Below are 22246 nucleotides of genomic sequence, written 5' to 3' on the forward strand. Positions count from 1 at the left end.
ATCCACGGAGACCGCACCGTTCGCGCCCGCGACTCGGGGCGATCCTTTCAATGGAGAGCGGAGGATGGCCGCGCCGAAATTCACCCCCCCCCCAGCGGACAGGAGCCCCGCGCTCAACTGCGCGGGTCCATGCCGCCGTCCTTGAGGAGGCCAGGAAATCCGGCCTGCTCGACGATCCGAAATCCGAGTCGGTGAGCTTGCGTGTACCGTCGGCGCTGGTGGAAGCCGCCAAGCGCGAGGCTGGAATCACCTCCACGGATGAACTCGGCACGATTGCACTGGCGCTTCTGGCACAAACGGATCCGGTCGCGGATTTTCTCCGCCGTACCGCCGGCCGCCTCGGACCCGACCATGATCTCGATACCGGTGCGCACTGAGCGTGGATCTGCGCGCTGCCCTTCGACGGCGTAAGCCGGATAAGCGTCGAAGGCGCCTTTCCCCGCGTCCGCGGCATGAACTCGCCGATTGGACTGTCTACAGCGAGGCTGCGCCCATCGCCCTCGTGCTCGATACCGGTGTCTACATCCACAGCGCCGCCGGGCGGTTGCCCCCGGACCTGGGTCGTCTTCTCGATCGCGCCTTGTGTTCCACTGTGCGGTTGCGCTGGCCGAACTGGCCGTCGGGATTGCCGCAGCCGATCCTCACGGGCCAGCTTGGAACGCATTGCGTGATCACTACGCCGAGCTGTTCGCGCAAATCCCCGATCCGCGTCTTCTGACACCAGACGCTCAGACCTTCGCGGAAGCCGGCATTTTGGCCGGCACGTTAGGAAGGCTCCAAGGCCAGCCCTTTTAAGGTGTTTGGGCTAGCTGCGAAAATCGCAAGTCGTGGCTCTAACATCCTGGAAGAGCACCGCCTTTTCCCCTCCCCCTTGTGGGGAGGGGCCAGGGGTGGGGGTGGTGCAGGATGAGGCGCAGCGGTGCCGTCTGCACCACCCCCACCTCCAACTCCTCCCCACAAGGGGGAGGAGAGTGCGCTTGGCCCCTGTCTCGTTGCTTCCGCAAACACCTTAAAAGGGCTGGCTCCAAGGCTATCAGAGTCATCAGCGCACCGCCTGCTTGGCGGACGCGCTCATCTTCCTCACGGCGACCCGGGCCGGTCTTCCGGTGCTGACGGCAAACCGCGACGACTTCGATCTCATCCAGCAACTCGCGCCGGAGGGTCGGTTCGTCCTCTACGAGCGGACGTGAGTGTTCTCTGTTCTCACGACGTCCGCCCCAGAGCCGCGCGGATCAGCGCCAGCCCGTCCGGGCTCGACCACGCCGCCGGCCCCTTCATCACCCCGATGGTGCAGCCCTGCGCGTCGATCAGCATCGTGGTCGGCAGGCCGGGTGATTGCGTGTCGCGCTGGACCGTCGGCAGGACCCGCCCGCCCGGATCGGCATAGAAGGCGAGGTCGTGGATGCCGGCCTGCTTCAGCCATTCCGGCGGCTTCTCCAGGTTGCGGGTGTCGACGTTGATGGCGACGACCTGGAAATCCGGCCCGCCGAGCTGCGCCTGGAGATGGTCGAGCGCCGGCATCTCAGCCTTGCAGGGGGCGCACCACGTCGCCCACAGATTGACCAGCAGCAGCTTCCCCTTGAGGTCGACGAGCCCGGTCTCGGCCCCGTCCGGACCCTTGAACCGGATCTCGGGGGCGGGCCGGGCCTGGGCGGGCGCCTGCATGGCGGCGACCTCGCCTGTGGCGGCCGCATCGACCCGGGCAAGGGCCGGCTTCGCGGCGGCGCAGGGCTGAAGGGCGCCGCCCGTGTTGCCGGGCAGGAGACCGCTCCCGTATAGGGCGATCCCGAGGACGGCGAGCGCGGCGAGCCCCGCGCCGGCCAGGATGGGTGTGCGGCCGGGCATCAGCTTTGCCTGCCGGGGCGTTCAGGGCGCGGAAGGATCGACATGAGCAACCGGATGTGGGGCGGCCGCTTCGCGAGCGGCCCGGCGGAGATCATGGAGGAGATCAACGCCTCCATCGGGTTCGACAAGCGCCTCGCGCCCCAGGATATCCGCGGCTCGCTGGCGCATGTGGCGATGCTGGGTCAAGCCGGCATCCTGCCGGCGGAGGATGTGGCCGCGATCGAGGCCGGGCTCAAGTCCGTGCGCGACGAGATCGAGGCCGGCACCTTCACGTTCAAGCGCGAGCTCGAAGACATCCACATGTCGGTGGAGAGCCGGCTGACCGAGATCGTCGGCCCGGCGGCCGGGCGCCTGCACACGGCGCGCTCGCGCAACGATCAGGTCGCCACCGACATGAAGCTCTGGGTGCGCGACACCCTCGACTCCCTCGACGAGCAGGCCGCCGCGTTGCAGCGGGCGCTGGCCGACAAGGCGCTGAAGCACGCCGACACCGTGATGCCGGGCTTCACCCATCTGCAATCGGCCCAGCCGGTGACCTTCGGCCACCATTGCCTCGCCTATGTCGAGATGCTGGCCCGCGACCGGGGCCGGTTCCGCGACGCAAGGGCGCGGCTCAACGAGTGCCCGCTCGGCGCCGCGGCGCTCGCCGGCACCTCCTTCCCGATCGACCGGCATGCCACCGCTTCGGCCCTCGGCTTCGACCGGCCGACCGCGAACTCTTTGGATTCGGTGGCCGACCGCGACTTCGCCCTGGAATCCCTGGCGGCCGCCTCGATCTGCGCCGTGCACCTGTCGCGCTTCGCCGAGGAGCTGGTGGTCTGGACCTCGGCCCAGTTCAACTTCGTGCGGCTCTCGGACGGGTTCACCACCGGCTCGTCGATCATGCCGCAGAAGCGCAACCCCGACGCCGCCGAGCTGGTGCGGGCCAAGTCCGGTCGGATCATCGGCGCGCTGACCGGCCTGCTCATCGTCATGAAGGGCCTGCCGCTCGCCTATTCGAAGGACATGCAGGAGGACAAGGAGGGCACGTTCGACGCCCTCCAGGCGCTCTCCCTCTGCCTCGCCGCCATGACCGGCATGGTGAAGGACCTGGAGCCCAACGCCGAGGTGCTCGCCCGGGCCGCCGGCTCCGGCTACGCGACCGCGACCGACCTCGCCGACTGGCTGGTGCGCGAACTCGGCCTGCCGTTCCGGCAGGCGCACCACGTCACCGGCCGCCTCGTCGGCGTGGCTTCCGCCAGGGGCGTCGGGCTGGAGGAGCTGTCGCTGGCCGAGATGCAGGAGGCCGAGCCGCGCATCACCGACGCGGTCTATGCGGTCCTCGGCGTCGAAAATTCGGTGGCGAGCCGCACCAGCTACGGCGGCACCGCGCCCGACAACGTGCGTCAGCAGGCGCAGGGCTGGATCGAACGACTGGCCTGACGACCGACCGTTCGACATCCCGATCTCGACCGGATGGTGACGTTCGGTCGAGGCTGGGAACAGTCTGCCGTTGCGCGGGCAGGGCCGCCCGATGTTTTTTCAGGGCGCGGTCCTGAGCCCCGGCAATGCGCAGCGTTGGGTCAGGAATTTTCGACGTCGGATGCGCCGTGTGCCGCATTTAACGAGTGCTGAAATTTCAGACGCGCCTGCGACGGCCGGCTATCGATGACTTTCTTGGCGCGCTCAGCCTCCTCCGAGCGTTTGCTCGCCTGAGCTTCGGCGTCCTTGTTCGGGTCGGACTTATGCGCCTTCTCGACATGGGACGATTGATGCGCGGAGGAATGGGCGGTTGCCGCGTTAATCTTGTCCATGGTGTCGTCTCCCGGGGTCTTCGTCGAGGGTTTCAAACTTCAGGGCGCCCGGACGGCGCGGATCGCCTGTCCCCATCCCGATGCGCCGCGCCGGAGGAAGGCTTCACGCTGGTCTTCACCGCCCATGAGCCACCACCGAAGGCGGGGCGCTGACGACCGGCTGCCCTGCGCCCGCGGATGCGACCGCGACGGGCCAGACCGGCAGCACGGTCGGAGCGGCCAGCCCGATGCGGCCGGCCCAGAATGACCGCCGGCTGGCCAATGCCTCCATGGCGCGCAACAGATCCACGGCGTCTTCGAACAGCCTGTGGGCCTTGACCAAGATGCCCTCCTCGGGCGCGCCGCCCGAACCACCGGACGGAGGCAGCGGGAGGGGGGCGAAACCCTGGTCCGCCGGCTGCTGGACCTGGCCGTTCTCGCCATCGATCGTGTTGAAATCCGGCCGCGCCGTGTCCCGCTCCTCCGGTGCTGCGGCGACCTCCGCCACTTCGGTTGCCGCCGCCGCGGCCTCTCCGACCATGGCCCCCGCATCGATTGCGCCTCCGGCCTCAGGCGGAGCAGCGGCGGCGTTCATCCGCGCGGCGGCCTTGGCCAGGGCGGGCGACACCACGTCCGGCCGCGCCTGCGCGACGGCGTAATCCTGGGCGGCATCGGCGATCTGGCGGGCGAGCACGGCCAGGTCCCGGGCGATGGCGCGCGCCGCCCTCCGATCGCCGGAGGCCGCGGCCGCCCGGGCCTCCGCCTTCAACCGGACGAGCTTCCGCTCCGCCTCCTGCAGGATGTGAGCCGCCATCCTGTCGGCACCGGGGGGCGCCGACGCCATGGAAGCCAACAGGCTCTCCGTCTCGGCCCGTTTGGCGCGACGCAGGATTTCCGAGGCGGCGTCGAACGAAGTGCGGTTCTCCGTACGTGCGACACGGGTGCCTGACTCCGGGGTTCGGACAGCCGAGGTCTGACGCTGCGCCACCACGGCCGGCGCAATCCTGTTCACGGCTTCCACCATGGCGGCCTCACCGCTCCTGAGGGCGGCCCCTGTCTCGACCAGAGAATCACGCGACGCAGAGAGAAAAGGTGCCAGATCGTTCTCGGTTTTGCGAATGAAAACAGCCGTCGCCGCAAATTAACCGAAAGCAAGCGGCCAGTCATTCGAGCGCCTGAAAACCAAACACTTATGGCGGTACCTGCCTCAGAAGCGATGATGGATCGAGCTTGATCGTATGGTCGAACATTGGCGGGTCATTCCATCTGCGTTTCCTGCCGATCGGAGGCGTCGGAACGCGTCCGGTTCCAGCCCGGATCGCCCCCCGGTCCGGCGCCATCGGAGCCGAGTTACCCACAGGCCGGACCCGGAATTGTGCAGCGCAACCATCTGCCGCCTGACGCGTTCACCCTCTGGCTAAGTCCGATCCGCTAGAAGCTTCGCCGTTTGGAACGGAGTGCGCAGGATGCCTGTCGAGAGTTGGCTGAAGCCGGAAGAGGTGCCGGATCTCGCGGCACGGGCGACGGCGATGATTGATGCCGCCCTGACCGGCTCTGGCCTGACCCGGGAGTCCTATTGGGCTGCCGTGCGCAAGGGCTACAACACCCCCTACAACGATCCGCCCCGCAGGCGCGCCGTGCCGGCTCAGCCGAACGCCGTGCCGGCGGCCATCGGTGAGGCGGTCGAACCGGTCGCATCGGCGGCCGTCGTGATCGCCGCCCAGGCCGCGGAAGCACGCGCGATCTGACGCGGACGGTGCTATCCCGCCATCTTGCCGACGTTTTACGCAAGCTTCACTAATCCTGAACCCCGGTGCGGCCCTTGAGAGGGCTGCCCGTCGTCAGGAAGTGAAGATGGTCCGCGTTCCACGTCTGCTCCCGGTCGGAGCCCTCGTCCTGCTCTCATCCGGGCTTCTCACCGGTGTTTTCGGCGCGCTCATCGGCGCGCCGGGCCTGTCCGCTGCGCGCGCATGGGCGCAGGACGCCGCCGTCGATACGAGCGGCGACGATGCGGCGCCGGCTTCGCGCGGACGTCGGCGCGGCCGTCAGCGGCCGGCCCGCACCGAGAAGAAGGCGGCGACGCCCCCCGGCATGCAGCAGGCGACGCCGGTGGCGATTTTCGGCGATTGGAACGTGTTCGTGAACGGCGACGGCCGCAACAAGCTCTGCTACGCGATCGCGCAGCCGCAGACGCGTTCGCCCAAGACCCTGAAGCGCGACACCGCCTACCTGTTCGTGAGTGTGCGCAAGGGTGAGAACGTCCAGAACGAGGTGGCGGTGATGCTGGGCTTCCCCTCGAAGCCCGCGGCCTCCCAGATCAAGCCCGGCTCGGCCGCCGCGCCCACCGACCCGAGCCTCAACCTCGGCAGCAGCCGCTACGGCCTCGTGGTGAAGGACGGGAATGCGTGGCTGCAGAACCCGGCCGAAGAGGCCCGGGTCGTGTCGGAGATGAGCGCCCGCAATCCGAAGCTGATCATCAAGACCACCTCGATGCGCGGCAATCCCACGAGCGATGAATACGCGCTGGGCGGCTTCGCCGAGGCCATGAAGCGCACGCGCGAGGAATGCGGGCGGTAGGCCGCCGATCGGATGCGCGACCCTCTGCCGAAGCGCCGGCCGCCTCGGCAGAGGGTTTTTGGGTGCACCGGTCAGGCGCGGCGGAGGCGGGCCTGATCCGGCCCGGTGCCGGCATGCGCCCGGGCACGCACGCGCGCCCGGGCCGCGCGGGTCGCCTGCTCGGCGGTGCGGAAGAGGGTGCCGTCGAGGCCGTCGAAATCACGGGCGGATGAGAAGAACCGGACCCCGCGTCCTTCGGGGACGGCGATCCCGGCGGTGATCTCGCCGATCTCGATCACCCGCGGCGGCCCGGCCGGGCCCGGCAACGGTATGGAGGCCGGATCGGCCGCCGTCAGGCCCTCTCCGGGCGGGAACTCTGCAACGAGACTGTGCATGGCACTTGAAACTCCCTGGGCCGGCGTGAAGCCATGCCGGATCGCGATGACTGCTGGATGATGGTCGACGCGCTAGCGTCGACAGCGCCGACCTTGGGCGCGGCAGCAGGGCACGTTCGGGAGCGTGTGGGTGTCGAACGGGTATCGCTTCGACATCGGATGTCCTCCAGACCGAAGGACCGCGCGGCGCGTGGGCCGTCGCAGTGCTTTAGCGTTTGATGACGCGGCGCAAGCTACGCTTCTCAAATCACCGCGACCGACGCGGGAACGACCCCGCAACGGCACTACTGAAGATGGCGATGCCGCCCCGGCCCGTCAACGGAAGCGATTTCCGTTTTCGGGGCCGTACCTGGCAGGAAGCGGCCCCGGTTCTGCTCCCCGGAGACGGGACCCGTCAGGCCTGCGCGATCACCGCGGCGAGATCGGAAAAGTCCGAAAAGATCCGGGCGGCGCCGGCGCGCACGAGGTCGGCCCCCGCGGGGTCGTGGCCCCAGTGGCCGCCGCCGGTGAAGCCGGCGACCCGCATGCCGGCGCTCCGGGCGGCGGTGACGCCGGGCACGCTGTCCTCGATGACCAGGCACGCCGCGGGCGGGACCCCCATCCTTTCGGCGGCGAACAGGAACAGGTCCGGCTCGGGCTTGCCCCGCTGCACCTGTGTTGAGGAGAAGACGCGCTCTCCGAACAGCGGCAGCAGCCCGGTCAGCGTCAGGGAATGGCGCAGCCGCACCGGATCGCTGCTGGAGGCCACGCAGATCGGCAGGCCGAGGGCCGCCACCGCCCCGGCGACGCCGCGCATCGCGCGCAGCTCGGTATCGAACAGCGCCAGGGTCTCGGCCTTGACGGTCTCGACGAAGCCCTCGGGCGCCGCAACCCCGTAATCCCGGGCGATATGCGCCATGATGGAGGGCATGGCGGTGCCGGTGAAGCGCGCCCGCACGGTGGCGAAGTCGATCGCCACGCCGATCCGGTTGAGGCCGGCCGTGAGGCAGGCGAGGCTCAGGGGCTCGCTATCGACCAGGACGCCGTCGCAATCGAAGATCACGAGGCCGAGGGGGTATGTCGTCGCGTGCGCGTCCAAGGCCGACCGTTCCCGCACGGCCCGCCGCCGCCCGCTGCCTGTGGCACGGGTGCCCCGGAGCGGCAACCGGGGGTTTACGATGGTTGCAACCGGCGGCCCGGCCCCATACTGCCGTGGCGGGCGCCAGCCGGGCGCGCAAGGCTTCGAAGACGTCCGCGATGTTCCGCTTCCTGGTCCGCGTCCTGGGCTTCCTGCTGATGGCCGGCGGCTTCGTCGCGCTGGTCTATGACGGCGCCCGCTCGATCGCCAACAATGGCCTGCGGGTGACGCCGCTCTCCGAGGTGATCGCCGCCCTGTTCAAGGACCGGGCCGGCGCCCTGCAGGGCAGCGTCGAGGGGGCGGCGCCCTGGCTCTGGCACGTGCTGGGCCTGCCGCTCACCCTGGCGCCGGCCTCGCTGATCGGGCTCGGCCTCGGCGCGGTCCTGCTCTGGCTCGGCCAGCCGGGCCGCGAGCCGATCGGCTTCCTGACGAAGCCCTGAGCGCGCTCCGTCGCCCCTATCGACCGGCGAGCTTGGCCCTGGCCTCGGCCAGCTCGGTTTCCAGCCGCTCGATCTCGGCAATCAGCGCGTGATGCTCGCTCACATCGAGCTGCGAGGCGAAAAAGTAGACGACCTTGCCTTCGGCATCCCGCACCGGCCCGACGAACAGGGCGTTGTGGAAGGTCGAGCCGTCCTTGCGGTAATTGAGCAGATCGACCCGGATGTCCTTCTCCTGCCGGATGGCGGCACGGAGGCGGTCGATGGCGGCCGGGTCGGTCCCGGGGCCCTGCAGGAAGCGGCAGTTGCGGCCGGTCACTTCGAGCCGCGTGTAGCCGGTGAGCTTGAGGAAGGCGTCGTTCACGAAGACGATCGGATTGTCGTACTGGCTCGGATCCGTGATGATCATCGGCATCCGGGTCGCCCGCACCGCCGCGGCGAACGGATCGCCCCGATGCGACCCAGGTTTCAGGTTGTCCGGCACGTGACTCGTGGCGGTCCAGCCCGTTTCCATCCCGCTCTGCCCTCGCATGGCGGCCGGAAAGCCGCTCTTGTGCAACTACAAGCCGTAAATTGGCGGCGAGGTCCAGTCCCGCGTCAAGCTTTCGTGCCCGGACAGGGACCGAAGCTTTTTCGCCGGCCGGGGCGCTCCCATATTGGGGTAACCCGTAAGACCCGAAGGCAAGCCGATGTTCCTGTTCCGCAAGCGCCCCGAGATGCCGAGCCCCGCCGAGGCCCTGCCGGGTCGCCCGACGCCGCTCCCGACGGCCGAGACCCATTCCGTCAACGGCAACCCGCTGAAAGGTCCCTATCCGGCCGGCACCGAGACGATCGTCCTCGGTCTCGGCTGCTTCTGGGGCGCCGAGCGCCGGTTCTGGCAACTGCCCGAGGGGGTGTTCGTGACCGCCGTGGGCTATGCCGGCGGCTACACCCCGAACCCGACCTACGAGGAGGTCTGCACCGGCCAGACCGGTCACAACGAGGTCGTGCTGGTCGCCTTCGACCCGGCGGTGCTGCCGTTGGACGCGGTGCTGCGGACCTTCTTCGAGAGCCACGATCCGACCCAGGGCATGCGCCAGGGCAACGATGTCGGCACGCAGTACCGCTCAGGCATCTACACGAACGGCCCGGCGCAGGAGGCGACGGCCCGGGCAATGCGCGAAGCCTATGCCGAGGCGCTGCGTCAGCGGGGATTCCCGGACATCACCACCGAGATCAAGCCGCTGGAGCACTTCTACTTCGCGGAAGGCTACCACCAGCAGTACCTCGCCAAGAACCCGGGCGGCTATTGCGGCCTGGGCGGCACCGGCGTCAGCTGCCCGGTGGGGACCGGCGTCGCCGCCTGATTGGTGTCAGGGTTTGCCGCCCGATGAATCTTGGGCCCTGCCGGGCTTGGGCTGCATGCCCGGCGCGCCGGGGGCGAGGAAATTGCCGCCGAGCTGGGGCGTGCTGTTCGGGCTGCGCAGCACGATCAGCACGCTGCCCAGCACCGAGAGGGCGACGGCGGCGGCGAGGATGAGGAAGAGCCAGCGGGGCATCCCGGGGCGTTAGCACATCGCGCCGGTTCGCGAACCGCCTCCGTTCGCCTCAGGGCGCCTTCAACACCGCCCGGCACGCCGCGGGGAGCGCCGCCATGGTCATGGCGGGCTTGGGCTTCGGCGGCACCTTCGGGGGCTTCGGATGCAGCACCGCGTCCGAGAACCAGTAGCCGAGGTCGTCGCAGCCGTCGCCGCCGGGCGGCGGGGCTTGGTGCTGGCAATCCTCCTGGCCGGCCGGGCAGGCGAGCCGGATATGGTAGTGGTAGTTGTGCCCGTACATCGGGCGCACCTTGGACATCCAGCGGCTGCCCGCGGCCTCGCGGCACAGCGCCTTCTTGATCGCCGCGTTGACGAAGATGCGCTCCACCTCCGGCTGCTCGGCGGTGAGCTTGATCAGTTGCAGGTGGGTCGGCGTCCAGACCTCCGGGTCGATGTCGAGGCGGTCGGGCCGGACCATGTCGGTGGCGGAGGTCTCCTCGCGCTCCGCCCGGCTCATGCGGTGATCGGGCATCGGTGTCAGCCAGACGTCCGCGTCGATGCCGATCTGGTGCGAGGCGTGGCCGGTGATCATCGGGCCGCCCCGGGGCTGGGCCATGTCGCCGACGAGCAGACCCGGCCAGCCGACCCGGGTGGCCTTCTGCGACAGGCGCTCGATGAAGTCGACGAGGTAGGGCGTGCCCCACATCCGGTTGCGGGACGGGCGCATGACCTGCCAGTTCGGCCCGTCGAGGGGCAGCGCCTCACCGCCGGCGAAGCAGCCCTTCGCGTAGAACCCGTAGATATGGGCTGGCCCGGCCGAAGCCTTCGTCACCCGGCCGAACAGCGCCTTGGCGGGCGTCGAAGGCGCGTCCGGATGTTCAAGCGGCGGCAGGGGCTTTGGATTGACGCTGCCGCGATCCTGAGCCTGCGCGGCGGCCGGCAGGAGCAGGGCGGCGAGTGCGAGGCTCTGGGCCAGGGACGAGGCGGGGCGCGGCATGCGTTGAGGGTCGTCCGTCTGAGAGGGCGGGCGCGGGTGCGGGCCGGAACGTGGGCCACGCCCGGGGCGTTTTTCGGGCAGACACGCGACATATCGGGAGGCGCCCATGTCAGCGACCGATCAGCCCGCCCTGCGGGAACCCCGCCGCCTGATCGCCAGCGACCGGGTCATCGGCACCGATGTGCGCCGGCCCGACGGGACCCGGGTCGGCCGGATCGAGCGGCTGATGCTCGACAAGGTCTCGGGCCGGGTCGCCTACGCGGTGATGAGTTTCGGCGGCTTCCTGGGCCTCGGCGAGGATTTCTACACGTTGCCCTGGTCGGTGCTCCGGTTCGAGCCCCGGCAGGACGCCTACGTGCTCGACATCACGGAGGACCAGCTCCGCGCCGCCCCGGCCCGCACCCCCGAGGGCACCGATCCGGCCGCGGACGGCGCCTGGGAGGAGCAGATCCACCGCTACTACGACGCGGCGCCCTATTGGGGGATCTGATCAGCCCTCCGAAGGACCGCACCAGCCCGGGAGGTAGCCGGCATCCTTGGACTTGGCCAGCGCCATGGCCTTCTCCAGGGCAGCGGAGAAATCGTTCTCGACCCGCTTCTCCTTGATGTTGCGCCGGAGGAAGTCCGCCCACAGGAACTCGCTGAACGGCGTCGTGTCCTTGGCGAAGCCGCCGGCCCGGCGCAACTCGCCCGCGAGGCTGCGGAAGGGATCGTCGGCGAGGTCGGCGATCGCCTTCGGGAGGTCCTTGAAGTCGCGGCGCACGCCCTCGGCATCGTAGGGATAGACCCACGCCTTGTGGTCGCAGACCGTCCAGAAGGCATCCTTCTCGAGATGGTGGAGGTCGGCGATCACCGTCACCAGCACGTCCTTGACGCCCTCCTCCTGCAAAGCGCGGGAGAGGTGGTGATGGTCGACGACGTAGTGGCGCTTCTTCGGGCCCAGCACCGTCGGGATCATGTGGGCGCCGAGGAATTCCCGCTTCTTCTCGCCGTCATAGGCGCGCCAGCGCCGGCGCTTCTCCTGCACCTCCCGGTAGCCCACCGTCATCTGGGTCGGCCGCAGCTCGGCGATCGGGATGGGCTTGAGCAGCGGTTCGCGTGTGGTCATGAGTCGCAGGTCCTACGGGGTTCTGTCACGCAGATGTCACAAAGTGCAGCCGGTCGGAAGGTCAAGCCGGGGTGCCCGCGCTCACGTTTGCTGGATCACCGGCCTGCGCACCGCCTCCAGCACGAAGACCCGGATCGCCGAGGAGAGATTCTGGCCGCCGCGCCCGGCATCGATCGCGCCGATCAGCGCCTGGACCGACTGGCCCCGCGCCTCCGCGACCTCGCGCAGGGCCGTCCAGAACGGATCCTCCAGGGACACGCTGGTGCGGTGGCCCGCGATCATCACGGAATGCTTGGTGAGGCCGGCGCTCATATCGAGCGCGCACCGCCGAAGAGGCTGACGCCAGCCGTTTCAGGGTATCGGCCCAAGACCCGAGACGGGGCGTCGAGCCGGTTCGGCGCCGGCCCTCGTATCCGGAACGCTGCCTTTTCCCGGGCGTATGGAGCGCCAGCGGAATGCGACCCGGGATCCGGCACAGGACGTCGCGAAGCGTCGAACTGGATCGACCTGTGCCGCTGACGCGGCGCTTTTCGTGCTGGATCCCGGATCAGGTTCCGCTGCGCTCCACCTGTCCGGGAAAGGGCGCGCGGCATGACCCGGTGGTGCGGATCGCGCGCCGCGCCTCGGCCAAACACCTCGAAAGGACTACGGTCGACCCTCATTCCGCCGGATCGGTATCGGGCCGTTCGAGGCGGTGACCCTCGTGGCGCTCGGTCTCCAGGGCCTTGCGCCGCTGCTGGAGGGTCTTGGCTTTCTTCGGCTGGCCGAAGGCGATCCGGTTCGACTCGGCCTTCGCGTCCTCGACCGCGCGGGCCTTCGCCTTGCGGACCTGACGCAGGTTGATGATCTCAGCCATGGATCGCCTCCCGTGACCGGCGCGGGGGACCCCGCGCCGGCAAGTCCCAAAAAGCTAATCGGCGCTCGGCGCCAGCATGGTCTCCGGCCGGACCACACGCTCGAACTCCTCCTCGGTCACGTAGCCGAGGCGCAGGGCCTCCTCCTTGAGGGTGGTGCCGTTCTTGTGCGCGGTCTTGGCGATCTCGGCGGCCTTGTCGTAGCCGATCGAGGGGGCGAGCGCGGTCACCAGCATGAGCGAACGGCTCATCAGGTCGGCGATCTTGTCCGCGTTGGCCTTGATGCCGACCACGCAATTGTCGGTGAAGCTGATCGCCGCGTCGGCCAGCAGGCGGATCGATTGCAGCACCGCGTTGGCGATCACCGGCTTGAACACGTTGAGCTCGAAATTGCCCTGGGAGCCGGCGAAGCTCACCGTGGTGCCGTTGCCGATGACCTGGGCGCAGACCATGGTCAGGGCCTCGCACTGGGTCGGGTTGACCTTGCCGGGCATGATCGACGAGCCGGGCTCGTTCTCAGGGAGCGACAGCTCGCCGAGGCCCGAGCGCGGGCCCGAGCCGAGGAAGCGGATGTCCTGGGCGATCTTGAACAGGCCGGCGGCCAGCGCCGACAGCGCGCCCTGCGTGAACACGAGGGCGTCGTGGGTGGCCAGCGCCTCGAACTTGTTCTCGGCGGAGGTGAAGGGCAGGCCGGTCAGCTCCGCGACCTTGGCGGCGAAGCGCTCGGCGAATTCCGGATGGGCGTTGAGCCCGGTGCCGACCGCGGTGCCGCCCTGGGCGAGCGCCAGCACCCCCGGCAGGGTCGCGGCGACCCGCGAGCCGCCGAGCGCCACTTGGGCGGCATAACCCGAAAATTCCTGGCCGAGGGAGACCGGCGTCGCGTCCTGCAGGTGGGTGCGGCCGATCTTGACGATCGAGTCGAAGGCCTTGGCCTTGGCGTCGAGCGCCCCGTGCAGGTGGGAGAGCGCCGGAAGCAGGCGGCCCTGGATCTCGCGGGCCACCGCGATGTGCATGGCGGTGGGGAAGGTGTCGTTCGAGGACTGGCCGCGGTTGCAATGGTCGTTCGGGTGGACCGGCGACTTGCCGCCGCGCTGGCCCCCGAGGCGCTCGTTGGCGAGGCTCGCGATCACCTCGTTGGCGTTCATATTGGACTGGGTGCCCGAGCCGGTCTGGTAGATGACGAGGGGGAACTCGTCGTCGTAGCGACCCTCCACCACCTCGGCGGCCGCGGCGGCGATGGCGTCGGCGAGCTTCGCGTCGAGGGCGCCGAGATCCTTGTTCACCAGGGCGGCGGCCTGCTTCACGAGGCCGAGCGCGTGGACGAGCGGCGCCGGCATCCGGTCGGTGCCGATCTTGAAGTTCTGGATCGAGCGCTGGGTCTGCGCGCCCCAGTAGCGATGCGCCGGGACCTCGATCGGACCGAAGGTGTCGGACTCGGTGCGGGTGGCGGTCTCGGTGGGCGACATCGTGGCCTCTACGTCTGGTGCAGTGCGGTGCCTACTTAAATGAGGCGCGGGTGAATCGCGATGCCGGTTTGCCCCGGCGCACCGACAAGAGCGGGGCTCTGTTCCGCCGGACAAGGAGCCGATGAGCGCGACGATCGATCTCTCCGAGCCGAAGGCCGCCGCCCGGTTCCGCCCGACCGTGCCGCCTCCGCTGACGGAACCGCTCGGCCTGTTCGCGTTCCTGCGGGCGGCGCGGAAGAACCCGATCACCACCTGGATGGACGCGCATTTCAAGCTGCCGGTCGTGGCCGCCGAGGGCGCGATGGGCCGGATCACCCTGGTGAGCGACCCGGCGCTGATTCGCTCCGTGCTGATCGAGAAGGCCGAGAACTACCGCAAGGACGATCTCCAGCGGCGCGTCCTGGCGCCCGGGCTCGGCAACGGCCTGCTCAGCGCCGAGGGCGACGAGTGGCGGCTCCAGCGCCGGACGCTGGCGCCGATCTTCAACGCCCGCACGGTCCAGGGCTTTTCCGACGCGATGAACGCCGCCGGCGCGCGCCTCGGCCGGCGCCTCGCCCGCCGGGCCGGCAAACAGGTCGATGTCGCGCTGGAGATGACCCGCGTCACGCTGGACGTGCTGGAGCGGACGATTTTCACGCATGGCTTGCCGAGCGATCCGGATGCCCTCGGGCGCGCGATCACCCGGTTTTTAGAGGCGGTGGGGCCGATCGACCCGCTGGACGTGTTCGGCGTGCCCGATTTCGTGCCGCGGATCGGCCGCCTGCGGGCGCGGCCGGCGGGGCGCTTCTTCGCCGAGGTGGTCGACGAACTGATCGCCCGGCGCAAGGCGCTGATGGCGCAGGGCGAGGCGCCGCGGGATCTGCTGACGCTGCTGCTCGCCGCGCAGGACCCCGAGACCGGCACCGGCCTCTCGGACCTCGCCGTGAAGGCCAACATCGTCACCTTCATCGCGGCCGGCCACGAGACCACCGCCAATTCCCTGACCTGGACCCTCTACTGCCTGTCGCAGGATCCCGCCGCCCAGGCGCGGCTTGAGGCCGAGATCGACGCCGCCGGGCCGGGGGGCTTTGCCGTGGAGCGGCTGCCCTACACGCGGGCGGTGATCGAGGAGGCGATGCGCCTGTTCCCGCCGGTGCCGTTCCTCAGCCGGCAGGCGGTGCGGGACGACCGGTTCGGGCGGATCAAGGTGCCGCGGGGCTCGCTGGTGATGGTGGCGCCTTGGGTGCTCCACCGCCACCAGTTGCTCTGGGACGACCCGGAGGCCTTCGTGCCGGAACGGTTCCTGCCCGAGAACCGCGACAGCATCGCGCGCTTCACCTACCTGCCGTTCGGGGCGGGGCCGCGGGTCTGCATCGGGCAAAGTTTTTCGGTGCAGGAGGCGGTGATCCTGCTGGCGCATATCGTGCGGGCGGTGCGGTTCCACCTGCCGGCCGATCACCCGCCGGTCACGCCGCTGCACCGGGTGACGCTGCGGCCGGAGCACGGGCTGCGTATGGAGGCCGAGGGGCGGGCGTGAGCGGGTTGACGGGTTCCCCGTGCGTTCTCACATTGCTGACGCGCGCATAGAGAGTCGCCCCGGCTGGAATCAGGCACGAATCGCGATGGCCGATACCGCTGCTCCCGCAACGCTGGACTACGCCGAGCAGGTTGCCCGCGTCCTGCGCTCCAATGCGGAGACGGAAAAGTTCGTCGCCGAGCAACGTAAGCTGATCGACGAACAGACCAAGCTCCAGGCCGAGGCGGCGAAGCTGCACGCCGAGACACTGAAGCTCGGTCGAGACCACATCTTGGCGCCGCTCTCCATCGCTTTTGCCGGCATGGCGGCAGCGGCCGCATTCTTTGGCGCGGGCGCCGCGTTCGTTAAACTGCTGAGCCCATGACCGTCTACAGGGTCACGACAGGCTGATGAGCCGATGGCGTGATCCGAAATCCTGCCTGCGCTGCGTGTCAGCTCGCTGGTCGATCATCGAGCAGGTCGTTCAGCTCGGTCGATGCCGGCAATCGGATCCGTTTCGTTCGGACGTACTCTAATCGCCCCGCCGCGCCTCAAGCTGACGAGTTTTTCGGTCGTAGAGCCGTGACGCAATGAAGACACCGCCGAGGCCGAGTGCCGACATCCCAAGCGCCAGCGCGAGAATCTGATTGGCATAAGCTTGGGTCATGCGATCAATCCTGCGAACGCAGGAATCTGATCATGATCTGACCTATCAAATGTAGGACGATCGCGGCGATCAGCAAAGTCCAACCGCCATCTGAGAACAGATCCAGATGCCGTTGCGCGAGGGGTTGATGACCGCGATGCCGATCGTGGCGATGGCCGACGAATTGAACAGGTTCGCAGCCAGCTTCAGCCCCTCGTTGAAGCGCTTGGCGCGGTGCTTCCGCTCGCCCGCCGACAGACCCGGCTGCGCGACCCCTTCATCCACCCCTGAAATCCCCGGGCCGTCGATTCGGCCTCGGAAGACTTCAGCTCTTCTTGCGGAACGCGTCCAGGCTCACGACCTCGGCGCCGGCCTCCTCGCCCTCCTTCTTGGCGGCGGGGCGGGGCGCCTTCTCGTCCGGCTTGGGCGAGCCCTTGTCGCTCGCCGCCGCGGGAGCCGGCAAGCCCTTCGGCGCAGCCGCGCCGATCGTGGCGAGCCCGGCGCCCTTGGGCCGAACCTCGCCGGGCTCGGAACCCGCGCCGCGCGGGCCGGCCTTGGCCGGGGCGGCGTTCGCCTCCTCGGGCGCCTCGCCGGCCTCGCTGAGGTCGAACTTCAGGCCGAACTGCACGGAAGGATCGAAGAAGCCCGACAGGGCGTCGAACGGCACCAGCAGCCGCTCCGGCACGCCCGAGAAGGACAGGCCGACCTCGAAGGCGTGCTCGGTGACGTTGAGGTCCCAGAACTGGTGTTGCAGGACGATCGTCATGTCCTGCGGGTACTTCTCGCGCAGGGCCTGCGACATCCGCACGCCGGGCGCCTCCGTCCGGAACGAGACGTAGAAATGGTGCTCGCCCATCAGCCCCTCGCGGGCCGCGTCGGTCAGCACCTTGCGCACCACGCCGCGCAGGGCGTCCTGCACCAGAAGATCGTAGCGGATCAGGTCGTCTGCCATCTGCGGTCGCGCTCTCGCCCGGTCTGCCCGGCGCCCCGCCGCGGATGGCCGGACCGAGGAATTGGAAGTGGAGGCTTCTGTTGCCAGGTGCCTCCGAACCCCGCCTATGCGGTGCTACCCGCTAGGACTTTAGGTCGGTTTTGGGGACCGCTTACGCGGCCACCGCCACCGGAGCAAAGTTGTCGTTGGCAACTATTGCAAAGGCCCGATAACGGCGGAACCATGCCGAGCGAAAGTCCAACCTTTACGCCCTCGTCGATCCTATTTCGCCCCCGCCGGAACCCAGGCTCGCGGTCACGCGCCTTGCGGCAGCATGTCCTGGGTTCGGGTGGAGGCGCCGGGTACCGCCCCCGGGTCCGATAGGTTTATTGCGAAGAACGTTTATCGCCATAGCCGGCCTCGCGACCGGCTCCCGAGATATAGAGGGGATCGGTCCGGTTTTGAAGCCCGATCGTGTCGCGCCGCCGCCTCTTATCGCGCCTCCGGGCGAGGCTGTTGCCGGAAGTGCGCAGTCCCATGGCCCCACGCCGGACGAACGGACCCGTCTCGACCGGCTCTGGGCCACGACCTGGCGCCTCGGCGCCCTGATCGGCCTCGTGGTCTTCTATCTCGGCGCGGCGAGCCTGCTGTCGCTCGCCGCCGTACGGGTCGGGTTCGACCTGTGGAACGGGATCGACCCGTTCCTGCCGCCGGAGCGGCGCCCGTTCCTCGGCGCGGTGGAACTCGCCCACCGGGCCTTCGCGGTCGATGCGCTGCGGCAGGTCTTCCTCGCCGTTCTGGTCATCGGCGGGGCGTGGTGGCGGGACCGGACCGGCTGGCGCCGCCGCCTCGCCCTCGACCGGGAGCACCCGAACGGGATGCGGCCCGTCATCCTGCTGGGGATCCTCCTGGTCTGGCCGGTGCTGCACATCGCCTGGGTGACCGGCACGGCGGAGCTGTTCGGCGCGAGCTTCGGCCAGCACGTGCGGCTGTCGCCGTTCATGAGTCAGGCCGCGGTGGCGGCGTGGCTCGCCTACCTCACGATCCTCGCCCCCGTCGCGGAAGAACTGCTGCTGCGCGGCGAGGCCTTCGCTCGCGCTCAATCGGCCGTAGGGCCGGTCGGGGCGATCCTGGTCACCGCTCTGATCTTCGCGGCCGCCCACATCTCGGCCTGGGGGCTCGCCCGGCCGGTCTCGCTGCTGCCCCTGGCCTTCGCCCTCGGCTGGCTGCGCTGGCGGACCGGTCGCCTCTGGCCCGGCATCGCGCTCCACGGCTGGTCGAACCTCGCCCTCGTGACCTACCTGCTGTGGCCGGGCTGATCACCATGATGCGCGACGGCGGTGCATATGTCGGCGTCGAACTTGCCGGGCGGCCTGCCGACGCGCAGGAATGGCGGATGGACGCTTACCACGACCTGCTCCGGCGCATCCTCGACGCGGGCGCCGCCAAGGACGACCGCACCGGCACCGGGACACTCTCGGTGTTCGGCCACCAGATGCGCTTCGATCTGTCGGCCGGCTTTCCGCTGGTCACCACGAAGCGCCTGCACCTGCGCTCGATCATCCACGAGCTGCTCTGGTTCCTGGCCGGCGACACCAACGTGGCCGCGCTCCGGGCCAACGGCGTGACGATCTGGGACGAGTGGGCCGACGAACACGGCGACCTCGGACCCGTCTACGGCAAGCAATGGCGCTCCTGGCAAAAACCCGACGGCGGCACCGTCGATCAGATCGCCTGGGTGCTCGACGAGATCCGGCGCAACCCGGAGTCCCGCCGCCTGATCGTCTCGGCCTGGAACCCGGCCGACCTCGACAAGATGGCGCTCGCCCCCTGCCACTGCCTGTTCCAGTTCTACGTGAGCGAGGGGCGGCTCTCCTGCCAGCTCTACCAGCGGTCGGCCGACGCTTTTCTCGGCGTGCCGTTCAACATCGCGAGCTACGCGCTCCTGACCCACATGATCGCGCAGGTGACCGGCCTCGGCGTCGGCGACTTCGTCCACACCTTCGGCGACGCGCATCTGTACCGGAACCACCTTGAGCAGACCCGAACCCTCCTGAGCCGGACACCCCGCCCGCTGCCGCAGCTGCGGCTCAATCCGGCGGTGCGCGACCTCTTCGCCTTCCGGTACGAGGACATCACAATCGAGAATTACGACCCGCATCCCGCCATCGCCGCGCCGGTGGCGGTATGAAGCCGATCGTCTCCCTGGTGGCGGCGGTCGCCCGCAACGGCGTGATCGGGCGCGACAACGGCCTCGCATGGCATTTGTCCAGCGACCTGAAGCGGTTCAAGGCGCTCACCCTGGGCAAGCCGATGCTGATGGGTCGCCGGACCTGGGACTCGATCGGCCGGCCGCTGCCGGGGCGCCACACGCTGGTGCTGACCCGCGACCGCGCCTTCCGGGCGGAGGGCGCCGAGACCGTCCACGACTGGGAGGCTGCGCTGGCCGCCGCCGGCGCGGAACTGATGGTGGTGGGCGGCGCCGAGATCTACGCCCTCGCACTCCCGCAGGCCGATCGCCTCCACCTGACCGAGGTCGCGGCCGAGCCCGAGGGCGACGTACGGTTTCCGGCCTTCGACCAGGCCCAGTTCCGCGAGACGTTGCGGGAGGCGCACACCGCCGGTCCCCGCGACGAGCACGCTTTCGCATTCGTCGATTGGGAACGCGTGCGCTGAGGCGCGCCGCCGCATTTGCCTTCTGCGCCCTGCATGCCCACCTGCCAGCCTTGACAGCACGGGGCATGCGCCCGCAGGTGCCTGTCGGGTGCGCGTGCTCACGTCGGGCTTGCGCGTCCTGCGGGAAGAGGCGCCCGTGCAAGTGTTTAGGCCTCCATCCAGGCCGGACGGCACGGCGATCTGCCCAGACGGACGGGACTAGGCGGGCGAGCGTGGCCGTTCAGGCAAGGGGCACTGATCGGGGCGCCGGCCGGCATGTCGGTTGGGCGCGGACAGGCGGGAGACGACGGCTAGGATGCCTTGGAGCAATCAGAGCGGCGGCGGAGGCCCCTGGGGCCGGCCCGGCGGCAACGGCGGCGGTGGCCCGTGGGGCAACGGCGGCAAGACGCCGCCGAACCTCGAGGATCTGCTCCGGCGCGGGCAGGACCGGCTGCGCGGCCTGATCCCGGGCGGCGGCGGCACCGGCGGCTACGGCGGCGGCGGCTCGACCGGCCTCGGCAGTGGCCGCAGCGCGGCGGTGATCGCAGCCCTCGCCATCGCGGTCTGGCTCGCCACCGGCTTCTACACCGTCTACCCGCGGCAGGTCGGCATTGAGACGATCTTCGGCCGCTACGTCGGCACCAAGGGCGAGGGCCTGCGCTACAACTTCCCCTATCCGATCGGCGGCGTGGTCAAGCCCGATGTCGGCTCGCAGAATTCGATCCAGATCGGCTTCCGCGCCGGCCCGGGCGGTCAGAGCCGCAACCGCGACGTGCCGGACGAGAGCCTGATGCTCACCGGCGACGAGAACATCGTCGATCTCGATTTCGAGGTTCAGTGGCGGGTGAACCCGCTGAAGGCGTCCGACTTCGTGTTCAACCTCCAGAATCCGGAGGGCACCATCAAGGCGATCTCCGAGAGCGCGATGCGCGAGGTGATCGGCCGCCGCAACATCCAGGCGATCCTCACCAACGAGCAGTCGAGCATCGCCCAGGAGGTGAAGGAAATGGTCCAGAAGGCGCTCGACGAGTACGGCGCCGGCGTGCGGATCGAGGTGGTGCAGCTCGTCTCGGTCAACCCGCCGCCGGAGGTGCGCCCCGCCTTCATCGACGTGAACGCGGCCCAGCAGGACGCCGACACGGCGCAGAACGAGGCCAAGACCTACGCGAGCCGCGAGGTGCCGCAGGCCCGCGGCAAGGCGTCCCAGATCGTCCAGCAGGCCGAGGCCTACCGGACCAAGGCGACCGCCGACGCCACCGGCCAGGCGGCGCGCTTCAGCGAGGTCTACGCCTCCTACAAGGCCGCCCCGGCGATCAGCCGCGAGCGGATCTTCCTGGAGACGATGGAGAAGGTCCTGGGCTCCGTGAACAAGGTGATCATCGACCAGAACGGGACACAGCCGGGCAACGCGAATGCGGCCGGCGTGCTGCCGGTGCTACCGCTCTCGGAGTTCGGCGCCCGGGCCCAGACCCAGACGGGAGCCGGCCGATGAAGCAGGCGCTCCGCACCGGCCTGATCGCGGTCGCCGCGATCGTCGCGATCGGCCTTTACGCGTCGATCTTCACCGTCGGCCAGATGCAGCAGGCGCTGGTGCTGCAATTCGGCCGCGTCCGCGCCGTCCTCAACGCCACCGGCGAGGACAAGCCCGGCCTCTACTTCAAGATCCCGTTCATGGAGAACGTGGTCATCTTCGACAAGCGCGTGCTCGACCTCGACCTGCCGGTCCAGACGGTGCTGACGGCCGACCGCCAGAACCTGGAGGTGGACGCCTTCGCCCGCTACCGGATCCTCGATCCGCTGCGCTTCTACCAGGCGGTGGGCAATATCGGCCTGGCCAACCAGCGGCTCGCGAGCTTCACCAATTCCGGCCTGCGCAACGTGCTCGCCCGCTCGACCCGCGACGCGATCGTGAAGACCGATCGCGGCCAGCTGATGCACCAGATCCAGGAGGACGTGAACCGGCAGGCCAAGGCGCTCGGCATCGAGATCGTCGACCTGCGCATGACCCGGGTCGACCTTCCGGCGCAGAACTCGGCCGCGGTCTACAAGCGGATGAAGACCGAGCGCGAGCGCGAGGCCGCCGACATCCGCGCCAACGGCGACCAGATCGCCGCCACGATCCGCGCCAAGGCCGACCGCGAGGTCACGGTGATCCTGGCCGAGGCGACCCAGAAATCCGAGCAGCTGCGCGGCCAGGGCGACGCCGACAAGAACCGGATCCTCGCCGAGGCGTTCGGCAAGGATGCGGACTTCTTCAGCTTCTACCGGTCGATGCAGGCCTACGAGACGGGGCTGAAAGGGTCGGACACGCGCTTGGTGATCAGCCCGAACACGGATTTCTTCCGCTACTTCAGCGACCCGCAGGGCCGGGCCGCTGCGGCGGCGGCGCGGCCCCCGCGCGGGCCGGTCGATCCGAGCGCCACCACCGGCTCCACCGCCGGCGCCGCACGCTGAG

General features: G+C 69.4%; 30 protein-coding genes and 1 other RNA gene. 14 read left to right on the top strand and 17 right to left on the bottom strand.

Translation table 11 applies throughout. The annotated features are described in order from the left end of the window. Window positions 1-113: 113 nt before the first annotated feature. A complete protein-coding gene (locus tag FVE89_RS23905; protein ID WP_161392686.1) occupies window positions 114-374 on the bottom strand; it encodes a hypothetical protein in 261 nt (86 codons plus the stop codon). A gap of 684 nt (window positions 375-1058) precedes the next feature. On the opposite strand from FVE89_RS23905, the gene FVE89_RS31590 reads away from it, so the two are divergent. Beyond that, complete coding sequence (locus FVE89_RS31590) at window positions 1059-1190, top strand: hypothetical protein (protein ID WP_281409009.1); 132 nt, start codon at window positions 1059-1061, stop codon at window positions 1188-1190. A 13-nt stretch (window positions 1191-1203) separates the two neighbouring features. Here FVE89_RS31590 and FVE89_RS23915 read toward each other — a convergent pair whose 3' ends face one another. Beyond that, window positions 1204-1845, bottom strand: coding sequence for a TlpA disulfide reductase family protein (locus FVE89_RS23915; RefSeq protein ID WP_161392687.1), 642 nt, complete (start codon window positions 1843-1845; stop codon window positions 1204-1206). Between the two features lie 42 nt (window positions 1846-1887). Between FVE89_RS23915 and argH the strand changes: the two genes are divergently transcribed. After that, window positions 1888-3267 carry an argininosuccinate lyase gene (argH, locus tag FVE89_RS23920; RefSeq protein WP_161392688.1) on the top strand — a complete coding sequence of 460 codons (1380 nt, stop codon included), beginning with the start codon at window positions 1888-1890 and terminating at the stop codon, window positions 3265-3267. A 140-nt stretch (window positions 3268-3407) separates the two neighbouring features. Here argH and FVE89_RS23925 read toward each other — a convergent pair whose 3' ends face one another. Together FVE89_RS23925 and FVE89_RS23930 are read right to left on the bottom strand one after the other, a co-directional pair. Further along, a complete protein-coding gene (locus FVE89_RS23925) occupies window positions 3408-3638 on the bottom strand; it encodes a hypothetical protein (protein ID WP_161392689.1) in 231 nt (76 codons plus the stop codon). A 115-nt stretch (window positions 3639-3753) separates the two neighbouring features. Further along, window positions 3754-4641, bottom strand: a complete 888-nt coding sequence (locus FVE89_RS23930) for a hypothetical protein (RefSeq protein ID WP_161392690.1) — start codon at window positions 4639-4641, stop codon at window positions 3754-3756. Between the two features lie 442 nt (window positions 4642-5083). Here FVE89_RS23930 and FVE89_RS23935 point away from each other — a divergent pair, with 442 nt between their 5' ends. Together FVE89_RS23935 and FVE89_RS23940 are read left to right on the top strand one after the other, a co-directional pair. Further along, window positions 5084-5365 (top strand): hypothetical protein, encoded by a 282-nt coding sequence (locus tag FVE89_RS23935; RefSeq protein ID WP_161392691.1) that lies wholly within the window; start codon window positions 5084-5086, stop codon window positions 5363-5365. Window positions 5366-5471: 106 nt separating this feature from the next. Next, window positions 5472-6194, top strand: a complete 723-nt coding sequence (locus FVE89_RS23940) for an invasion associated locus b family protein (RefSeq protein ID WP_161392692.1) — start codon at window positions 5472-5474, stop codon at window positions 6192-6194. 71 nt (window positions 6195-6265) lie between these two features. On the opposite strand, the gene FVE89_RS23945 is transcribed toward FVE89_RS23940, so the two are convergent. After that, window positions 6266-6568 (bottom strand): hypothetical protein, encoded by a 303-nt coding sequence (locus tag FVE89_RS23945; RefSeq protein WP_202131036.1) that lies wholly within the window; start codon window positions 6566-6568, stop codon window positions 6266-6268. 394 nt (window positions 6569-6962) lie between these two features. Beyond that, on the bottom strand, window positions 6963-7646 hold the full coding sequence (locus tag FVE89_RS23950) for an HAD family hydrolase (RefSeq protein WP_161392693.1): 684 nt from the start codon (window positions 7644-7646) through the stop codon (window positions 6963-6965). 158 nt (window positions 7647-7804) lie between these two features. On the opposite strand from FVE89_RS23950, the gene FVE89_RS23955 reads away from it, so the two are divergent. Next, window positions 7805-8125: a PetM family of cytochrome b6f complex subunit 7 gene (locus FVE89_RS23955; RefSeq protein ID WP_161392694.1), complete on the top strand. Its 321-nt coding sequence runs from the start codon at window positions 7805-7807 to the stop codon at window positions 8123-8125. Window positions 8126-8141: 16 nt separating this feature from the next. On the opposite strand, the gene FVE89_RS23960 is transcribed toward FVE89_RS23955, so the two are convergent. Beyond that, window positions 8142-8636 carry a PAS domain-containing protein gene (locus FVE89_RS23960; protein ID WP_161392695.1) on the bottom strand — a complete coding sequence of 165 codons (495 nt, stop codon included), beginning with the start codon at window positions 8634-8636 and terminating at the stop codon, window positions 8142-8144. 175 nt (window positions 8637-8811) lie between these two features. On the opposite strand from FVE89_RS23960, the gene msrA reads away from it, so the two are divergent. After that, entirely contained in the window at window positions 8812-9468 is a 657-nt protein-coding gene (gene msrA, locus FVE89_RS23965) for a peptide-methionine (S)-S-oxide reductase MsrA (protein WP_161392696.1), read from the top strand. 6 nt (window positions 9469-9474) lie between these two features. Here msrA and FVE89_RS23970 read toward each other — a convergent pair whose 3' ends face one another. Together FVE89_RS23970 and mepA are read right to left on the bottom strand one after the other, a co-directional pair. Beyond that, a complete protein-coding gene (locus FVE89_RS23970; RefSeq protein WP_161392697.1) occupies window positions 9475-9660 on the bottom strand; it encodes a hypothetical protein in 186 nt (61 codons plus the stop codon). Between the two features lie 49 nt (window positions 9661-9709). Then, on the bottom strand, window positions 9710-10636 hold the full coding sequence (mepA, locus tag FVE89_RS23975) for a penicillin-insensitive murein endopeptidase (RefSeq protein WP_161392698.1): 927 nt from the start codon (window positions 10634-10636) through the stop codon (window positions 9710-9712). Between the two features lie 106 nt (window positions 10637-10742). Between mepA and FVE89_RS23980 the strand changes: the two genes are divergently transcribed. Further along, entirely contained in the window at window positions 10743-11126 is a 384-nt protein-coding gene (locus FVE89_RS23980) for a PRC-barrel domain-containing protein (protein ID WP_161392699.1), read from the top strand. Here FVE89_RS23980 and FVE89_RS23985 read toward each other — a convergent pair whose 3' ends face one another. From FVE89_RS23985 to fumC, 4 genes are all read right to left on the bottom strand, one after another. Then, window positions 11127-11744, bottom strand: coding sequence for a ParB-like protein (locus FVE89_RS23985; RefSeq protein ID WP_161392700.1), 618 nt, complete (start codon window positions 11742-11744; stop codon window positions 11127-11129). A gap of 81 nt (window positions 11745-11825) precedes the next feature. Then, the gene (locus FVE89_RS23990) at window positions 11826-12056 is read right to left on the bottom strand and encodes a ribbon-helix-helix domain-containing protein (protein WP_161392701.1); all 231 of its coding nucleotides are present in this window, start codon (window positions 12054-12056) and stop codon (window positions 11826-11828) included. A 346-nt stretch (window positions 12057-12402) separates the two neighbouring features. Beyond that, window positions 12403-12600, bottom strand: a complete 198-nt coding sequence (locus FVE89_RS23995) for a DUF4169 family protein (RefSeq protein ID WP_161392702.1) — start codon at window positions 12598-12600, stop codon at window positions 12403-12405. Window positions 12601-12654: 54 nt separating this feature from the next. Next, window positions 12655-14064 carry a class II fumarate hydratase gene (fumC, locus tag FVE89_RS24000; RefSeq protein WP_161392703.1) on the bottom strand — a complete coding sequence of 470 codons (1410 nt, stop codon included), beginning with the start codon at window positions 14062-14064 and terminating at the stop codon, window positions 12655-12657. A gap of 121 nt (window positions 14065-14185) precedes the next feature. Between fumC and FVE89_RS24005 the strand changes: the two genes are divergently transcribed. Then, complete coding sequence (locus FVE89_RS24005; RefSeq protein ID WP_161392704.1) at window positions 14186-15580, top strand: cytochrome P450; 1395 nt, start codon at window positions 14186-14188, stop codon at window positions 15578-15580. Between the two features lie 85 nt (window positions 15581-15665). Further along, window positions 15666-15944, top strand: a complete 279-nt coding sequence (locus FVE89_RS24010; protein ID WP_161392705.1) for a hypothetical protein — start codon at window positions 15666-15668, stop codon at window positions 15942-15944. Between the two features lie 147 nt (window positions 15945-16091). On the opposite strand, the gene FVE89_RS31595 is transcribed toward FVE89_RS24010, so the two are convergent. The 4 genes from FVE89_RS31595 to ssrA all read right to left on the bottom strand — a co-directional run bounded on the left by FVE89_RS31595 (window position 16092) and on the right by ssrA (window position 17606). Further along, window positions 16092-16226 carry a hypothetical protein gene (locus FVE89_RS31595; protein ID WP_267358045.1) on the bottom strand — a complete coding sequence of 45 codons (135 nt, stop codon included), beginning with the start codon at window positions 16224-16226 and terminating at the stop codon, window positions 16092-16094. A gap of 69 nt (window positions 16227-16295) precedes the next feature. Beyond that, complete coding sequence (locus FVE89_RS24015; RefSeq protein WP_161392706.1) at window positions 16296-16490, bottom strand: hypothetical protein; 195 nt, start codon at window positions 16488-16490, stop codon at window positions 16296-16298. A gap of 40 nt (window positions 16491-16530) precedes the next feature. After that, complete coding sequence (locus FVE89_RS24020) at window positions 16531-17157, bottom strand: ClpXP protease specificity-enhancing factor SspB (protein WP_161392707.1); 627 nt, start codon at window positions 17155-17157, stop codon at window positions 16531-16533. Window positions 17158-17223: 66 nt separating this feature from the next. Beyond that, window positions 17224-17606: a transfer-messenger RNA gene (gene ssrA, locus FVE89_RS24025) on the bottom strand. Between ssrA and FVE89_RS24030 the strand changes: the two genes are divergently transcribed. The 5 genes from FVE89_RS24030 (at window position 17598) to FVE89_RS24050 (ending at window position 22245) form a co-directional block, all read left to right on the top strand. Next, on the top strand, window positions 17598-18455 hold the full coding sequence (locus tag FVE89_RS24030; RefSeq protein WP_161392708.1) for a CPBP family intramembrane glutamic endopeptidase: 858 nt from the start codon (window positions 17598-17600) through the stop codon (window positions 18453-18455). The two genes, ssrA and FVE89_RS24030, sit on opposite strands and share 9 nt — an antisense overlap. 77 nt (window positions 18456-18532) lie before the next feature. Beyond that, on the top strand, window positions 18533-19327 hold the full coding sequence (locus tag FVE89_RS24035) for a thymidylate synthase (protein ID WP_161392737.1): 795 nt from the start codon (window positions 18533-18535) through the stop codon (window positions 19325-19327). Further along, the gene (locus FVE89_RS24040) at window positions 19324-19812 is read left to right on the top strand and encodes a dihydrofolate reductase (RefSeq protein WP_161392709.1); all 489 of its coding nucleotides are present in this window, start codon (window positions 19324-19326) and stop codon (window positions 19810-19812) included. Before FVE89_RS24035 ends, FVE89_RS24040 begins: the two co-directional genes overlap by 4 nt. Window positions 19813-20107: 295 nt before the next feature. Further along, window positions 20108-21283, top strand: a complete 1176-nt coding sequence (gene hflK, locus FVE89_RS24045) for an FtsH protease activity modulator HflK (RefSeq protein ID WP_161392710.1) — start codon at window positions 20108-20110, stop codon at window positions 21281-21283. Then, window positions 21280-22245, top strand: coding sequence for a protease modulator HflC (locus FVE89_RS24050; RefSeq protein ID WP_161392711.1), 966 nt, complete (start codon window positions 21280-21282; stop codon window positions 22243-22245). The genes hflK and FVE89_RS24050 overlap by 4 nt, the downstream gene beginning before the upstream one ends. Window position 22246 lies beyond the last annotated feature (1 nt).

The sequence above is a fragment of the Methylobacterium sp. 2A genome (assembly GCF_009806555.1).
GTDB lineage: Bacteria > Pseudomonadota > Alphaproteobacteria > Rhizobiales > Beijerinckiaceae > Methylobacterium.

Coding starts and splice junctions, on each gene's coding strand:
- FVE89_RS23915 (WP_161392687.1), bottom strand. CDS start 1,845: ATGCCCGGCCGCACACCCATCCTGGCCGGCGCGGGGCTCGCCGCGCTC.
- FVE89_RS24020 (WP_161392707.1), bottom strand. CDS start 17,157: ATGGCAGACGACCTGATCCGCTACGATCTTCTGGTGCAGGACGCCCTG.
- hflK (WP_161392710.1), top strand. CDS start 20,108: ATGCCTTGGAGCAATCAGAGCGGCGGCGGAGGCCCCTGGGGCCGGCCC.
- FVE89_RS23925 (WP_161392689.1), bottom strand. CDS start 3,638: ATGGACAAGATTAACGCGGCAACCGCCCATTCCTCCGCGCATCAATCG.
- FVE89_RS24005 (WP_161392704.1), top strand. CDS start 14,186: ATGAGCGCGACGATCGATCTCTCCGAGCCGAAGGCCGCCGCCCGGTTC.
- FVE89_RS24010 (WP_161392705.1), top strand. CDS start 15,666: ATGGCCGATACCGCTGCTCCCGCAACGCTGGACTACGCCGAGCAGGTT.
- FVE89_RS23985 (WP_161392700.1), bottom strand. CDS start 11,744: ATGACCACACGCGAACCGCTGCTCAAGCCCATCCCGATCGCCGAGCTG.
- FVE89_RS31595 (WP_267358045.1), bottom strand. CDS start 16,226: ATGACCCAAGCTTATGCCAATCAGATTCTCGCGCTGGCGCTTGGGATG.
- FVE89_RS23935 (WP_161392691.1), top strand. CDS start 5,084: ATGCCTGTCGAGAGTTGGCTGAAGCCGGAAGAGGTGCCGGATCTCGCG.
- FVE89_RS23995 (WP_161392702.1), bottom strand. CDS start 12,600: ATGGCTGAGATCATCAACCTGCGTCAGGTCCGCAAGGCGAAGGCCCGC.
- argH (WP_161392688.1), top strand. CDS start 1,888: ATGAGCAACCGGATGTGGGGCGGCCGCTTCGCGAGCGGCCCGGCGGAG.
- FVE89_RS23970 (WP_161392697.1), bottom strand. CDS start 9,660: ATGCCCCGCTGGCTCTTCCTCATCCTCGCCGCCGCCGTCGCCCTCTCG.
- msrA (WP_161392696.1), top strand. CDS start 8,812: ATGTTCCTGTTCCGCAAGCGCCCCGAGATGCCGAGCCCCGCCGAGGCC.
- FVE89_RS23955 (WP_161392694.1), top strand. CDS start 7,805: ATGTTCCGCTTCCTGGTCCGCGTCCTGGGCTTCCTGCTGATGGCCGGC.
- FVE89_RS24040 (WP_161392709.1), top strand. CDS start 19,324: ATGAAGCCGATCGTCTCCCTGGTGGCGGCGGTCGCCCGCAACGGCGTG.
- FVE89_RS23945 (WP_202131036.1), bottom strand. CDS start 6,568: ATGCACAGTCTCGTTGCAGAGTTCCCGCCCGGAGAGGGCCTGACGGCG.
- FVE89_RS23990 (WP_161392701.1), bottom strand. CDS start 12,056: ATGAGCGCCGGCCTCACCAAGCATTCCGTGATGATCGCGGGCCACCGC.
- FVE89_RS24050 (WP_161392711.1), top strand. CDS start 21,280: ATGAAGCAGGCGCTCCGCACCGGCCTGATCGCGGTCGCCGCGATCGTC.
- FVE89_RS23960 (WP_161392695.1), bottom strand. CDS start 8,636: ATGGAAACGGGCTGGACCGCCACGAGTCACGTGCCGGACAACCTGAAA.
- FVE89_RS23930 (WP_161392690.1), bottom strand. CDS start 4,641: ATGGTGGAAGCCGTGAACAGGATTGCGCCGGCCGTGGTGGCGCAGCGT.
- FVE89_RS23940 (WP_161392692.1), top strand. CDS start 5,472: ATGGTCCGCGTTCCACGTCTGCTCCCGGTCGGAGCCCTCGTCCTGCTC.
- fumC (WP_161392703.1), bottom strand. CDS start 14,064: ATGTCGCCCACCGAGACCGCCACCCGCACCGAGTCCGACACCTTCGGT.
- FVE89_RS23980 (WP_161392699.1), top strand. CDS start 10,743: ATGTCAGCGACCGATCAGCCCGCCCTGCGGGAACCCCGCCGCCTGATC.
- FVE89_RS24035 (WP_161392737.1), top strand. CDS start 18,533: ATGGACGCTTACCACGACCTGCTCCGGCGCATCCTCGACGCGGGCGCC.
- mepA (WP_161392698.1), bottom strand. CDS start 10,636: ATGCCGCGCCCCGCCTCGTCCCTGGCCCAGAGCCTCGCACTCGCCGCC.